A 14,591-nucleotide genomic window follows, 5' to 3' on the forward strand; every position below is an offset into this window, starting at 1 on the left:
ATCGCCCGTGGCAGATGCGCAGGCGACACGTCGGGCGTTACAGCTCGCCCAGACCGCTGGCGCGGCCGTCCTCGCCCACTTCCAGCAGACGCAGGGTATTGGTGGCGCCATGGGTTTCCATGTGCTCGCCGCTGGTGAACACCACGCGGTCGCCAGGACCCATGCGCTCGTTCTCCACCAGCAGACGGATCGCCGCACGCGCAGCTTCGCGCGGGGTCAGGCCGCGGCTGTCGAAGCTGATCGGGAACACGCCGCGCATCATCGCCATATGGCGGCGTGCGCCATCGTGACGGGTGAAGGCGTAGATCGGCATGTTGGAACGGAAGCGCGACAGGTACCGCGGCGTGCCGCCGGACTCTGTCAACGCGACCACACCGGCCAGACCGATATGCTCGGACAGGAACATGGTCGCCATTGCAATCGCCTGGTCGGCACGCTGCAGATTGCGTTGCGCCGCTTCGAAATCGGTATCGAATTCGAACTGGCGCTCGGCTCCCAGACAGATGCGCGCCATCGCTTCCACCGCACGCACCGGGTAGGCGCCGGCAGCGGTTTCGGCCGAGAGCATCACCGCGTCGGTGCCGTCGATGACCGCATTGGCCACGTCGAGCACTTCGGCGCGGGTCGGGATCGGACTTTCCACCATCGACTGCAGCATCTGCGTGGCGGTGATCACCACCTTGTTCTGCGCCAGCGACTCGCGAATGATTTTCTTCTGCAGGCCGGGCAATTCGGCATCGCCGATTTCCACGCCCAGATCACCGCGCGCCACCATCACCACGTCGGAGGCTTCGACGATCTCGACCAGGTTTTCGATCGCTTCGGTGCGCTCGATCTTGGATACCAGTGCGGCATCGCAGCCGTGCTGGCGCGCGATGCGGCGCGCATCGTTCATGTCTTCGGCGTTGCGGCAGAACGATACGGCGATGAAGTCCACGCCGATCTTGGCGACGATGCCGATCAGTTCCTTGTCGCGCTCGGTCAGCGCACCGAGCGACAGTCCGCCGCCCTGCTTGTTCAGGCCCTTGCGATCGGACAACACGCCGTCGTTGAGCACGGTGGTGACGATGCGCTGCCCCTGCACTTCGGTCACCTGCAGCTGCACCAGGCCATCGTCGAGCAGCAGCACATCGCCGGCGGCCACGTCCTGCGGCAGGCCGAGGTAGCTGACGCCGACCTGGTGCTGGTCGCCGGCCGGCGCGTTGGCATCGGCCACCAGGTCGAAACGCGCGCCCATGGCGAGTTTGATCTTGCCTTCGGCGAAGCGCTCGATGCGGATCTTCGGGCCGGGCAGATCGGCCAGGATGCCGACCTCGGCGCCGACGCGCACGGCGGCCGCGCGCACTTCGGCCGCGCGCTTGGCCTGGCCGGACGGGTCGCCGTGGCTGAAATTGAGGCGCACCACGTTGACGCCCGCCTTGAACAAGGCCTCCAGCACACCGGGCGGATCCGTCGCCGGTCCGAGCGTGGCGAGAATCTTGGTGCGGCGTTGACGTTCTTTCATGGTGGCCTCCCTGTAAAAGCCGCGAAACTTAACACACGCGTCACGTCCCAAGGATGGCATTGCGGCATAGCCACCCTCGTATTCCGGCATGTCCTATAGACAGTGCGGGACAGTACGTACGCTTTCCGCACGGCGCCCAGGCGCGGCGGGGTGTTGCTGTGGGTTGCCACCCTAACGCGGCGGCGGTGAAGGTCACACGCTTCGGAACGGCCAACACCGCGTGGCGAGCGATTATCAGGCAACGCGCGTCCGTGGCTGGAGGTGACTACGGACGGTGCTTTTTAAGAACCGCCATCAATCCGCCGGCATCCGGCGCCCCGGCTGCGCTCGCCTGACAGTGCGTGCAGCCGGGGTGTCAGTTACGCCTATGCAGCGATCAATGTGCGCAATTGGTCCGGCGCATGTGCGATCGCACCGGCACCGGCGGCGCGCAGCTCGGCGTCGTCACCGAAGCCCCACAACACACCGATGCTATGGATGCCGTGGTGGTTGGCGCCATCGATGTCCATCCGACGGTCGCCGATCATCACGCAGCCGGTCTTGGCGATGTCCAGACGCCGCAGCGCCTCGGCGATCAGGTCCGGCTTGAAGCGGCGCTCGCCGTCCTCGCTGGCGCCGATCACCTCCTCGAAGCACGCACCGAACGGCAGATGCTCGACGATCCGGCGTGCATAGCGCTCGTTCTTCGAGGTCACTACCGCCAGGCGATGACCGGCACGATGCAGGTCGATGACGACGTTGCCGATGCCGTCGAACACGCTGAGTTCGGTCCAGCCCACCGCGTCGTAACGCCCGCGATACGCCGCCAACGCGCGCTGCACCAGCTCCGGATCATCGGGGAAACACTCGCTGAAGCTGTCGCGCAGCGGCGGGCCGATCCATGCGCGCAGGGTCTGCGCCGATGGACGTGGCTGGCCGACTGCGTCGAAGGCATGCACGATGCTGGCGACGATGCCCGGTTCCGAATCGACCAAGGTGCCGTCCAGATCGAAAAACAGCGTGGCTGCAGTCACTTGCCGCGCGCCTCGAGCGCGGCCACCGCCGGCAAGGTCTTGCCTTCCAGGAATTCCAGGAACGCGCCGCCACCGGTGGAGATGTAGGTGACGTCCTTGGCGATGTCGTACTTGTCCACCGCGGCCAGGGTGTCGCCGCCACCGGCAATGGAGAACGCCTTGGACGCGGCGATCGCACGCGCCAGGGTTTCGGTGCCGTGGCTGAAAGGCTCGAACTCGAACACGCCGACCGGCCCGTTCCACACGACGGTGCCGGCGTTGGCGATCAGTTCGGCATAACGCGCGGCGGTCTGCGGTCCGATGTCCAGAATCAGATCGTCGGCCTCGACGGCATCGAGCGACTTCACGCTGGCTTGCGCATCGGGCAGGAACTGCTTGGCGACGACCACATCGGTGGGCAGCGGAATCTCGGCGCCGCGCGTCTTGGCATCGGCCACGATCTGGTTGGCGGTGGGAATCAGATCCGGCTCGCTCAGGGACTTGCCCACGTCATGCCCGGCCGCTGCGATGAAGGTATTGGCGATGCCGCCGCCGACGATCAGCTGGTCGACCTTGTTGACCAGGTTGGACAGCAGCTCCAGCTTGGTGGACACCTTGCTGCCGGCCACGATCGCCAGCAGCGGCTTGGCCGGGTTGTCCAGCGCCTTGGCCAGCGCATCCAGTTCGGCCATCAGCAACGGGCCGCCCGCAGCCACCGGCGCAAAGCGGATCACGCCATGCGTGGACGCCTGCGCGCGATGCGCGGTGCCGAAGGCGTCCATGACGAACACATCGCACAGCGCGGCGTACTTGCGCGCCAGGGTCTCGTCGTCCTTGCCCTCGCCGACATTCATGCGGCAGTTTTCCAGCAACACCACCTGGCCCGGTGCAACCTCGACACCGTCGACCCAGTCGCGTACCAGCGTGACTTCCACACCCAGCAAGGTGGTCAGGCGCGCGGCCACCGGCGCCAGCGAATCTTCTTCGCTCCAGCTGCCTTCCTTGGGCCGGCCCAGGTGCGAGGTGACCATGACGGCCGCGCCCTTTTCCAGCGCCAGTTTGAGGGTGGGCACCGAGGCGGTGATGCGTTGCTCGGAGGTGATCTGGCCGTTGTCGATCGGCACGTTGAGATCCTGGCGGATCAGCACGCGCTTGCCGGAGAGATCGAGGTCGGTCATGCGGACAATGGACATGGGGTCAGCTCGCTAAGTCTGGGGATTGGGGAATCGGGATCGGGGAATCGAAAAAGCAGTTGCTGCGGACTGCTGCGCTCTGGGCGCTGCGCGGGCAGACGGCCTGGGGCAGCCATCGCACGATCGCGTTATGCGCACGTGCGGATCGCGGAGATTGCAGCTTGCCTGTCGCGCATGTCGCCGCCCGTACGGCTGGCGATGCGGGGGATGGTCGGTCAAAGACGACGGGCAATGCGGCTGCCTTGGCGACGGGGGATGCCCATTGTCGGACCTTCCCGTCGCAGCGGCAAACGGTGGTGCGCTGCGTGCGGTCGTCAGGGCGTGCGATTGGCCGCCGAGTTGCGCAGCAGACTCACTGCGAAACCACCGACCAGCAACGCGCCGCCGACCAGCAGCCCCCACAGCAACCACCGTTTCCAGTCGCGCGGGGGAGTGGCCGGCTGCAGTGCGGTATCGCCGGCCAGTGGCTGTGCCTGCGCAGCCACGCTGGCCGGTGCCGGTTGCCATTGCGCACCACGTTCGCGGCGCAGCGCTTGCAGCATCGAGGCCAGTGGCGCGTCGCCGCGTTGCGCACGCGCGCTGCCCGCGGCTACCGCATACGGCGGCTGACCCTGCGCGAGGAACATCAGGCGCTCCGGCTGGTAGCCCACCCGCAGGGTCGGCACCGCAGTGCTGCGCCCTTGCGCGGCAATCAGTCGCCATTGGCGATCGCGTACCGGTGCTGACAACTCTTGCGGCGGCGACGCGGCTGCAGCGCCCTTGCCAAGTCGATACGCCAACCACGGCCCGGCGCGACGCAGCCACGGCGCGTCATCGGCATCGCGGCTTTCCACGATCCATTCGACCGCCTCGGCCTGACCGCCACTGACATCGACCTGCGTGATCGGAAAACGCCCCGGCAAGACATACACCACCGCCGTGTCCTGTGCGGTGCCGCGTAATTCCAGCCACTGCGATTGCGTCGGTGCGGCGATGCCGTCCAGTTCCGCATCGACCGCGCGCAAGGCCGGCAGTTCGCCAGCCACCGGGACGATGCGCAGGTAGCGTGCGCCCTCGTCCAATGCGATGCGGCGTTGCTGTAGGCGCTGGGCCTGATTGTCCAGCGCCATGACCGTGGCGTCCAAGGCAAGCACGCGCCAGTCGCGCAGATCGTCGCTGCCTTCCACACGCAGCCGGGCCTGCACCGGCATATTGCCGTCCCAGTCCAGCCACAGCGCGCGCGGTCGGTCGTGCAAGGCGCTGGCATCGATCAGCCAACTGCCACCGGTACCGGCAGCAGTGGGTGCGCCGGTGGCAAAACGGCCTTCCAGCCGGCGCACGGCGCCACTGGCATCGCGTTCTGCGATCAACTGCAGATCGCCATTGGCAGGTGCCGCACCGGCGGGCAACGCAAACAACGGCAAGCGTTGCCGACGGGGTGCAGCGGCCGGCGCGGTATCCACGGCTAATCGCGCGGACGGCATTTCTTCGCCGCGCGCATCGATCACCGTGACATCGCGCAGCGCCGCATCCTGTGCGCTGCGATAGATCGCCGCGTTCACGCGTAGCTGATACATGCCGGCATCGGAACCGGTCACCTGCAACGGCCACTGTTGGCGATAGTCCTGCCGCACATCGGCTGCCTGCGCCACTAGCGGCACCAACAGCAGCCAACCCCAGTGCTTCGGTTTCATGCGTGATCCTTTTCGACGCCATCGTCTGCGACAACATGCGATTCGGCAGCCACCCGACGCGGCGGTGCCGGCGCCAGATAGCCCACCACGGTGCACAACAGGCCATAGGCCATGAACGAACCGATGCCGAGCAGATTGCCCAGATGCTGGCGGTCGACCAAGACCAGCTTGGCCAACACCAGGCCCATCAACAACGCTCCGCCCAGCCACAGCCCACGCTGACCGCGCCGCGAACCGATCACCCAGCCCAGCACGCCCAGCACGCTCCACACGATGGTCAGGCTGGTCTGCGACAAGGTCGCGCCGATCAAGCTGGCATCCCACGGCACGCCGCCCCAGTGATGCACGCTGTGCAAGGTGCTGCCGGTGATCAACGCCCACCCCAGCACGCCCAGCGCGGTGACACGCCGACGTTGCAGCATCGCCGATGCCTGCGCCGACCACGCCCACCGTGCGAGCAAGGCGAGCACCGCCAGTTGCGCCAGCTCGGCCGGGTTGAGCAAGGGCAACCACGGCAAGGGCGCGGCGCTCACCGGATCCAGCAGCACGATCAACCAACCGATGCCCAGCACCGCGAACAGGCAGCCCAGCAATGCGTTGCGTGCGCGATCGAAGCTGGTTCCCTGCGGCCACGCCAGCCACGGCCACTGCAGCACCCCCACTGCCGCCACGATCAGCCAGGGCGCGGCGAGCAAGGCGCAACGCCACCCAGTTGCGAGTATGAACGTATCGGCCAACCAGGCGGCACCCAACGCCACCACCAACGGCCACAGCAGCCACCAGATGAACTGCGCGGCTACGGCGCCTGCGCCGTGCTGCATGCGCAGGCACCACAGCGCACGCGTGCCCGCCACGGCAAACCCCAACCAGGCCATGGCGCCCCAATGCGCGAAGGGTTGCGTATGCGCATGGCTCTGCCACACCGCCAGCGGCGCAGCCAGCGCCAGCCCGAACATCGCCGTCCACACCAGCACCGTGGCCGGGCGACGACGGTGCACTTCGGCCACCAGCCATACGGTCAGTGCGACAAAGCCCAGCAATAGATCCGGCTCGCTGCGCAGATCGCCGGCAAAACGGAAGATCTCGTGCACACCGCACAACGTCCACCAGCCCAGCCCCCACAGATACGCCACCAGCGCGCGCCGCGGCTGCCCCGCGTCGCGCAGGAACCAGGCACTGGCCAGACCGGCAAGTGCGAGCAGCAAGGTGCTCATGCAGGTGGCATTGGCCACCGCCACGCTGTCGTAGCGCCATGCATCCACACCAAAGGCTACGCCCACCGCTGCCAGCAACTGCAAGGCCACGCCGCTGATCTGCGGGATGCGTCGCTGCTGACGCAAGCCCAACCACAACAACCCCACACCTTCCAGCGCAAAGACGCTGGCGGTGGCGCGTGCCGACAATGCCAGCGGCACCGCCAACGTGGCAAAGCCAGCCGCCAGCATCGCGTGCGCCTCGCCCAGCAAGCGCGTGGAGGCGCGTCGCAGCAACCAACTCGCCAGACCCGCATACAACGCAGCAACCGCCAACGCGCACAAGGCCAGCGGCAGCCGATCGCCCTCCAGCAAGCGCGCCTGCAATGCAAACGCCACCAGCGGTGTGCCGAACAACAGGCTGCCATCGATGACCTTGCCGGCGCTGCCATCGCCGCGACGCGCATGCAGCACCGGAATCGCCACGTACATGGCGAAGAACAACAGCAGGAACGGTTCGGTCGTGGCGAATTTCGCCGGGCTGTATTGCAGCGCGCCCCACAGCGTGCCGATGCCGAAGGTGAAAACGAATCCGAGCAGGTTCAGCACCCGCCACGGGCGCGTCCAGGCGATCGCCACGATGCCGGCATTGAGCACGGCGTAATACGAAAACAGCGCGACATGATTGCCGCTACCGGTGGACAGCCAGATCGGCGCAAGGAAGCCGGCCAGCACACCCAGCACGGCCAGCGTACGCGACTCCTGCACCACCGCCAGCACGCACATGCCGGCAATCAGCACCACGCTGATGCCCATCGCCAGGCCGGCGCCGAGCAGTCCGTACAACTTGAAGGCGGCAAACACGGTCAGCAGCAAACCGCCGATGGCGCCGCCCTGCAAGGCCAACGCAAAGCCCGGCCGCTGCAACCGCTGTTTCCAACCGAACACCAGGCCGGCAAGCGCCAGCACGCTGATACCGGCCAGGCGCAGCTCGACCGGCATGCGCATCCAGCCCTGGTCGCTGGCGTACTTCAACAACGACGCCACGCCGGCCAGCAACACCAGCATGCCGACCTTGACCGGCACATTGCCTTCGGTAAACCAACGCTTCAGCGCGCTTGCGGCGCGCGATACCGGGTCGGGTTCGCGCGGCGGCAGTGGTGCTTGTGGTGCGTGCGATTGCGATGCGGACGCCGGTACATCGACTCCATCGCGCGCGAAAGGCGTAGGCGCTTGCGCAGGCAGGGGGGGCGGCAACGGCACGACGGGCGCAGGTGCCACATCGCCGTCCACCTGACGCGGCAGATCGCCTGGATCGGAGGCAGGCATGTCGAAGCCGGAAGCGTGGCCAGACACGTCGACCGGCGGCTCCCACTCCCTGCCCTGCCGTTGCGCCGACGTGCGGCCTGTCGTACCGGCGATTCCGGCATCGCTTGCAGCCTGCCATTGCGCAAGCCGCTGCTCCAGCGCATCCACGCGCCGCCGCAGCCCGACGACCCACACCAATGCAATCACCAACCCCACCGGGACCGCAAGCAGCACCAGCGCCACCACGACGAACATTGTTTCCACGCCAACTCCCGAGTTCGGCGTCCGGCCGAATGCGCGCACCATACAGCCTCGGATGCACCTGGGCAGCAAATGCCAGCGCCAGGACTGGACGCTGCAGAACGCCGTCTCAACGCGGCGCCGTAGCAGACACAAAAAAACGCCCGGAGAACCGGGCGTTTTGTGTGTTATTCGCGGTAGCCGCTGTCGTTCTTGTTATGGATGATCCAGATCAGGTTGCCGCCGGTGTCCATCGACTTGCCTGCGAACACCAGACGCCCCTGGCCCTTATAGGCCATCTCATAACGGTAGCGGTCGCCACCGAAAAAGAACGGGATGAACGCCTTGCCGGTCACATAGGAGCCTTGGTCGGTTGGCTGCCCGATCAGATCGGTGACCTGCTTCATCGGCATACCGATCTTCAGCTGGGTGAACTTGCTGTCCGGCGCCGGTTTGCCGGTGATCTCGCCTTCGTAATCGTTGACGCCCTTGACCGTTTCGCCATAGCCCGCCTCCACGTCGGAGGATTTGATCACTTCCCCATCGGCATTCATCCAGGCCGGCGTACCGGTCTGCTTCTTGGCAATCGCCTCAGGTGCAATGCCCCCCAACACCATGGTCAGCACCATGGCTCCCATCCACATACGACTGATCTGCACGTTGTCTCTCCTTGAATTCATTGGGTGCCCCTGTACGTCCTCTGTCGTCCCAGCGCAGGAACAACCGCTGGCCGGCGAGGCCATTAGCGCACGCGTTTGGGTCGATGTCCACGCTTGACCCTCCTGCAGCGGCAATCAACTACTTGCCGAGCGTTGCCGCTAGTGCTAAAAACGCGCCAGCGCCCGGGTGAGCACCCGATTCGCAAGGATCAACGGCATCGCTGCCCTGCAAGGACGTATCACAATGCACGCTCTTTTCCGCTCTTACTCACTGCCCGCCCTTTGCGCCATCGTGCTGCTAACGACCGCAGCGCCGGCATCTGCTGACCTGTTCGGCACCGCTGAAGTTATCGCCCAAAGCTGGGTCGGCCACGACGCCACAGAGCTCATGATGCAATGGCCGGTAGGAAAAGGCCTCTATACGTCCGAGAACACCGAGACGCAGGAGACCGCCTACACCTATAACTTTGGCATTGAAGCGCATTACCGCACCAATTACTGGACCACGCAGGGAGGCATTATCGGCATGGACCGCGGCACCCCGATCTTTGAGGAATACCAGCACAGCGAGAAAGTCTATGTTCCCGCCGAGCATCATTGCGAAATCACCTTCATCGCCGACGCGGAAGGCATCATCACCCGATACGATTTCGCTGGCACCAAGTGCCATGAGCATGCCCGCAACTGGGGGCGCCCAAAAAAGAAGAAGTAGCCCTGCCACGTGATCGACATCAATTTATCAACCAAGGAACGTTCGAATGAAAGCACGGAATTCACTGAGTCGTACTGCATGGTTAATGCTCGCACTGGCGCAATGCATGTTGGCCATGCCGGTCATGGCCGAATCGGCAAGGCACGGGACCATTGCGGCACTGGAGCCCATCGAGAACAAAGGCGATAATGTTCCAGAACGCAATAAAAACCTTAAAAATGCCGCCTCGGACCTCGGTGGCATAGCCGGCAGCTTTCTCGGCCTGAAGTCCAACAACCGATTCGGTGCAGAAGCCGGAGCAGCGGCAGGCACTTATGCTGGCAAGCAGGTTGGCGACAAAGTTGTCAGCAGCGGCGTGGCCTCGCATTACATGTTGAAGATCCGTTTCGACAACAAGTCGCAAGTGATCGTGACAAAGCCGAGTGCCGAAGTCTCCGGCTTGGCGGTTGGCAGCCGAGTCGCCGTCACGGGCAAAGGCGAAAGCATGCGCATCACTGCAGAATAAGCGCTTGCTGAAAAAACGCGACTCCAAATAAAAAAGCGCCCAAGGGCGCTTTTTTATTCAATGACGACGATGCTTACTTCGCCACAACCCGCACCATTTCCAGGCACTTGTTGGAGTAGCCCCACTCGTTGTCGTACCAGGACACCAGCTTGACGAAGGTCGAGTCCAGCGCGATGCCGGCGTCGGCGTCGAACACCGAGGTGCAGGTCTCGCCACGGAAATCGGTGGCCACGACCTTGTCTTCGGTGTAGCCCAGCACCCCCTTCAAGGCGCCTTCGCTCTGCGCCTTCACTTCGGCGCAGATCTCGGCGTAGGTGGCCGGCTTTTCCAGTTCGACGGTGAGGTCGACCACCGACACGTCCGAGGTCGGCACGCGGAAGCTCATGCCAGTGAGCTTCTTGTTGAGCTCGGGAATCACCACGCCCACGGCCTTGGCCGCGCCGGTGGAGGACGGAATGATGTTCTCCAGGATGCCGCGGCCGCCGCGCCAGTCCTTGTTCGACGGGCCGTCCACGGTCTTCTGCGTGGCGGTGGCCGCATGCACGGTGGTCATCAGGCCGCGCTTGATGCCCCACTTGTCGTTGATGACCTTGGCCAACGGCGCCAGGCAGTTGGTGGTGCACGAGGCGTTGGAGACGATCGCCTCGCCCTTGTAGGTCTTGTCGTTGACGCCGTAGACGAACATCGGCGTGTCGTCCTTGGACGGCGCCGACAGGATCACCTTCTTGGCGCCCGCGTCGATGTGCTTCTGCGCGGTGTCCTTGGTCAGGAACAGGCCGGTGGACTCGATCACCACCTCGGCGCCGACCGCATCCCACTTGAGGTTGGCCGGGTCGCGTTCCTGGGTCAGACGGATCTTCTTGCCGTTGACGATCAGGGTGTTGCCGTCGACCGACACCTCGGCCTTGAAGCGGCCGTGCACCGAGTCGTACTGCAGCATGTAGGCCAGGTAGTCGGGCTCGAGCAGGTCATTGATGGCCACGATCTCGATGTCATTGCCGAAGTTCTGCACCGCAGAGCGCAGCACGTTGCGACCGATGCGACCGAATCCGTTGATGCCGACCTTGATTGCCATGTTCACTAGCTCCTGCGGCCGCGACAGCGCGGCGGATGGAAAGGGATCGCCATTCTAGCAGCGTCGTCCGTATGGGGCCGGGATCGGAGCATCGGGAGCCAGGCTAGGAGCCGGTGGCGATTGCACTGCCGGACAGGTTGGCCAGCACGGCAAGCCGACCGATGGGCCCCGCCATGCCCGACACTGCACTTGCAGACCATCTGGCAAAACGCGCCCCGACAAGCGCCGATCGGGAGAGACGTTCGTCGATGAAATACGCCGGCACCGGGGTGCTGCTTCAAGCACCACAGCGCAGCGGCCACGGAGTGGATACGCGAACGCCTGGCATGGCCACCAGCACCAACATACCCCTGCCTTGATCAGGATCAAGGCGGCCGACGGACAAACCCGCAAGACTTTCATCCCCCCACTGCCATTACGAGAGTTTCATGCGCATGCGCTCGACCCTGTTGTTCGCCGGCCTGGCCGCCGCCTTCGTCAGCGCTTCCGCTCTGGCTCAATCCAAGGGCGACTGGACCGTTGCCGTCGGCGCGCACCAGGTCGCCCCCACATCCGACAACGGCCGCCTGGTCGGCGGCACGCTCGAGGTGGACGTCGGCAACGACATCAAGCCGACCTTCACTGCCGAATATTTCATCGCCGACACCCTGGGGATCGAAGTACTGGCTGCGCTACCGTTCGAGCACGCGATCACACTCCGTGGCCTGGGCCGGGTCGGCAGCACCAAACACCTGCCGCCGGTGATCTCGCTGCAGTACCACTTCAACCGCCAGGGCAAGGTCTCGCCGTTCCTCGGCGCCGGCATCAACTACACCCGTTTCTTCAGCACCGATACCCGTGGCGCGCTGGCCGGCAGCAGGCTGGAGCTGGGCGATTCCTGGGGTTTGGCTGCGCATGCGGGACTGGACTTCACGCTCAGCCACCGCAGCGCCCTGCGTGTGGACCTGCGCTGGATCGACATCGATTCCACCGCCCGCCTCGATGGCGCCCGTATCGGCACGGTCCACATCGACCCGCTGGCCTATGGCATGGCGTACGTACATCGGTTCTGACCCACAGCGGCGGGCGCGGCGCATCTCTGGCACACTTGACCTCCAGGGACGTGAATCCACCGCCGGAGTTGCGGACAGGTTGGTCACGTCGACCGCCCGTCCGACCTACCGGGGATTCCATGAGCATGCTGATTCGCACCGCCCTCGCCATCGCATTGACCGCTTCGGCCGCACCCGCCCTTGCCCAGTCGGCCGGCCACTGGACGACCGGCTACGGTGCCGGCTATGTCTCACCCAAATCCGACAGCGGCACCTTCGGTGGCACGCGTGCCGAGATCAAGGGCGCGCCGGCACTCTCGTTCACCTACGAATACTTCCTGCGCAACAACCTCGGCATCGAGGTGCACGCCGCCGTCGCGGGCAGGCACGACCTCGAACTGGAAGGCATCGGCAAGGTAGGCAGTTATTGGTCGGTGCCGCCAAGCGTGCTGCTGCAGTACCACATCAACGGCTATGGCACGGTCTCGCCGTTCGTGGGGGTCGGCATCAACTACACCACCTTCCTAGGCGAGGACACCGAAGACACCTTCGGCAATGGCAATCTGCGCTTCGACGACTCGGTGGGCGCCACCGCGCATGTCGGCGTGGACTTCATCTTCAACGAGCGCAGCGGGTTGCGCGTGGATGCGCGCTGGACCGATTCGCGCAGCAACGTCGACTTCAATGGCACACGGCTGGGCAAGGCGCAGATCGATCCGTTGACCTACGGCGTGTCCTACCTGGTCTACTTCTGATCGCAGCGCCGACGCCATGCTGAGGCGTGGCTGTCGCCGGACCGGACGGCCATCAAACTGTACCGAACCGATGCGTACAATCGGCGGATGAAGACTCTCTCTGCTCGCCTCATCGTCATTGCCGCCGCCGTTGTCGCGGCGCTCCAGCCCGCCAGTGCATTCGCCTGGGGGCCCCAGGGACACCGCCTGGTGGCCCGCATCGCCGAAACCGAACTGAGCCCGCAGGCACGCGCGCAGGTGGCGCAGCTGCTGGCCGGCGAGCCCGATCCCAGCCTGCACGGCGTGGCCACCTGGGCCGATGAGTTGCGCGAGCACGACCCGAATCTGGGCAAACGCTCCGGGCCCTGGCATTACGTCAATCTTGGCGAACACGACTGCACATACCAGCCGCCGCGCGACTGCCCGGATGGCAATTGCGTGATTGCCGCGCTGGATCAGCAAACCGCCCTGCTTGCCGACCGCAGCCAGCCGCTGGACGTGCGCCGCCAGGCCTTGAAGTTCGTGGTGCATTTTGTCGGCGACATCCATCAGCCGATGCATGCCGGCTACGCGCACGACAAGGGCGGCAACGATTTCCAGCTGCAGGTCAACGGCAAGGGCAGCAACCTGCATGCGCTATGGGACAGCGGCATGCTCAACGATCGCCACCTGAGCGACGATGCGTACCTGCAGCGTCTGCTGGCCTTGCCGGCCGCCACTGCGGTGTCGCCAGCGCTGCCGCCGGCCGCTGCAGCCTGGGCGCAGGCGTCCTGCAAGATCGCCATCACGCCGGGCGTCTATCCAAGCGCGCACGTGTTGCCTGACACCTATATCGCCACCTATCGCCCGATTGCCGAAACGCAATTGCGCATCGCCGGCGATCGTCTGGCTGCCGTGCTCAATGCGGCGCTGGCCGCACCCTGACGTGGGGACGCCGATGCAGCCCCAGGTGCTTGCGTTCTTTCACGCCGACAGCAACACCTTCACCTATGTGGTCGCCGATACAGCGACCGGTGCAGCGGCGGTGATCGATCCCGCGCTGGACTACGCAGCCGACACCGGCATCACCGGCACGCACGCAGCACACCCCGTCGTCGATGCAGTTGCCCGACACCGATGGCAGGTGCAATGGCTGCTGGAAACCCATGCACATGCCGATCATCTGTCGGCGGCGCAGTGGTTGAAACAGCAGTGGCCGCAGGCGCGTATCGGCATCGGCGAAGGCATTCGGGATGTGCAGCAGACACTCGCGCCACGCTATGCGTTGCCGGACGACTTTCGCGCCGATGGCTCGCAATTCGATCACCTGTTCGCCGATGACGAGCGCTTCCTGCTCGGCCGTCTCCAGGCGTGGGTCATCGCCGTCCCCGGGCACACCAGCGACAGCATCGCGTATCTGATCGGCGATGCGCTGTTTCCCGGCGATTCGTTGTTCATGCCGGACGCCGGTACGGCGCGTTGCGATTTTCCCGGCGGCGATGCGCGGCAGCTCTACGCATCGATCCAGCGCTTGTATGCGTTGCCGGAAGATACGCGTGTGTTCGTCTGTCACGACTACGGTCCGGGCGGGCGCGCGGTGGCACACCAGACCAGCATTGGCGAACAGCGGCGCAGCAATATCCACGTGCACGATGGCGTGGACGTGGAGACATTCGTGCGCCAGCGACAGGCGCGCGATGCCACGTTGGCCGAGCCCAAGCTGATCCGGCCTGCGCTGCAGGCCAATCTTCAGGCGGGACGCTGCGACTGGGTGAGTCCATAGTGTCCGTCGT

13 protein-coding genes are annotated in these 14,591 nt (G+C 65.2%); 6 read left to right on the forward strand and 7 right to left on the reverse strand.

Annotated features, from left to right (window positions below; translation table 11 throughout):
* Window positions 1-37: 37 nt before the first annotated feature.
* The 6 genes from pyk to GGR62_RS08695 all read right to left on the reverse strand — a co-directional run bounded on the left by pyk (window position 38) and on the right by GGR62_RS08695 (window position 8,720).
* Window positions 38-1,504 carry a pyruvate kinase gene (gene pyk, locus GGR62_RS08670; RefSeq protein ID WP_184407509.1) on the reverse strand — a complete coding sequence of 489 codons (1,467 nt, stop codon included), beginning with the start codon at window positions 1,502-1,504 and terminating at the stop codon, window positions 38-40.
* Window positions 1,505-1,869: 365 nt separating this feature from the next.
* The gene (locus GGR62_RS08675; RefSeq protein ID WP_184407510.1) at window positions 1,870-2,517 is read right to left on the reverse strand and encodes an HAD family hydrolase; all 648 of its coding nucleotides are present in this window, start codon (window positions 2,515-2,517) and stop codon (window positions 1,870-1,872) included.
* A complete protein-coding gene (locus tag GGR62_RS08680; RefSeq protein ID WP_184407511.1) occupies window positions 2,514-3,689 on the reverse strand; it encodes a phosphoglycerate kinase in 1,176 nt (391 codons plus the stop codon). Before GGR62_RS08680 ends, GGR62_RS08675 begins: the two co-directional genes overlap by 4 nt.
* Before the next feature lie 314 nt (window positions 3,690-4,003).
* Window positions 4,004-5,362 (reverse strand): DUF3999 domain-containing protein, encoded by a 1,359-nt coding sequence (locus GGR62_RS08685; RefSeq protein ID WP_184407512.1) that lies wholly within the window; start codon window positions 5,360-5,362, stop codon window positions 4,004-4,006.
* Window positions 5,359-8,118, reverse strand: coding sequence for a DUF2339 domain-containing protein (locus GGR62_RS08690; RefSeq protein ID WP_184407609.1), 2,760 nt, complete (start codon window positions 8,116-8,118; stop codon window positions 5,359-5,361). The genes GGR62_RS08685 and GGR62_RS08690 overlap by 4 nt, the downstream gene beginning before the upstream one ends.
* 173 nt (window positions 8,119-8,291) lie before the next feature.
* Window positions 8,292-8,720, reverse strand: coding sequence for a hypothetical protein (locus GGR62_RS08695; RefSeq protein ID WP_184407610.1), 429 nt, complete (start codon window positions 8,718-8,720; stop codon window positions 8,292-8,294).
* A 286-nt stretch (window positions 8,721-9,006) separates the two neighbouring features.
* Between GGR62_RS08695 and GGR62_RS08700 the strand changes: the two genes are divergently transcribed.
* Both GGR62_RS08700 and GGR62_RS08705 read left to right on the forward strand, forming a co-directional pair.
* Window positions 9,007-9,474, forward strand: coding sequence for a hypothetical protein (locus tag GGR62_RS08700; protein WP_184407513.1), 468 nt, complete (start codon window positions 9,007-9,009; stop codon window positions 9,472-9,474).
* A 106-nt stretch (window positions 9,475-9,580) separates the two neighbouring features.
* Window positions 9,581-9,979, forward strand: a complete 399-nt coding sequence (locus GGR62_RS08705; protein ID WP_184407611.1) for a hypothetical protein — start codon at window positions 9,581-9,583, stop codon at window positions 9,977-9,979.
* Window positions 9,980-10,052: 73 nt separating this feature from the next.
* On the opposite strand, the gene gap is transcribed toward GGR62_RS08705, so the two are convergent.
* Window positions 10,053-11,054 carry a type I glyceraldehyde-3-phosphate dehydrogenase gene (gene gap / locus GGR62_RS08710; protein ID WP_184407514.1) on the reverse strand — a complete coding sequence of 334 codons (1,002 nt, stop codon included), beginning with the start codon at window positions 11,052-11,054 and terminating at the stop codon, window positions 10,053-10,055.
* A 428-nt stretch (window positions 11,055-11,482) separates the two neighbouring features.
* Here gap and GGR62_RS08715 point away from each other — a divergent pair, with 428 nt between their 5' ends.
* The 4 genes from GGR62_RS08715 (at window position 11,483) to GGR62_RS08730 (ending at window position 14,581) form a co-directional block, all read left to right on the forward strand.
* A complete protein-coding gene (locus GGR62_RS08715) occupies window positions 11,483-12,106 on the forward strand; it encodes an OmpW family outer membrane protein (protein ID WP_184407515.1) in 624 nt (207 codons plus the stop codon).
* A 119-nt stretch (window positions 12,107-12,225) separates the two neighbouring features.
* The gene (locus GGR62_RS08720) at window positions 12,226-12,840 is read left to right on the forward strand and encodes an OmpW family outer membrane protein (RefSeq protein ID WP_184407516.1); all 615 of its coding nucleotides are present in this window, start codon (window positions 12,226-12,228) and stop codon (window positions 12,838-12,840) included.
* An 87-nt stretch (window positions 12,841-12,927) separates the two neighbouring features.
* The gene (locus tag GGR62_RS08725; RefSeq protein WP_184407517.1) at window positions 12,928-13,743 is read left to right on the forward strand and encodes a S1/P1 nuclease; all 816 of its coding nucleotides are present in this window, start codon (window positions 12,928-12,930) and stop codon (window positions 13,741-13,743) included.
* Between the two features lie 13 nt (window positions 13,744-13,756).
* Complete coding sequence (locus GGR62_RS08730; protein ID WP_184407518.1) at window positions 13,757-14,581, forward strand: MBL fold metallo-hydrolase; 825 nt, start codon at window positions 13,757-13,759, stop codon at window positions 14,579-14,581.
* Window positions 14,582-14,591 lie beyond the last annotated feature (10 nt).

The organism is Xanthomonas sp. 3075, from assembly GCF_014197275.1.
Taxonomy (GTDB): Bacteria; Pseudomonadota; Gammaproteobacteria; order Xanthomonadales; family Xanthomonadaceae; genus Xanthomonas; species Xanthomonas campestris_B.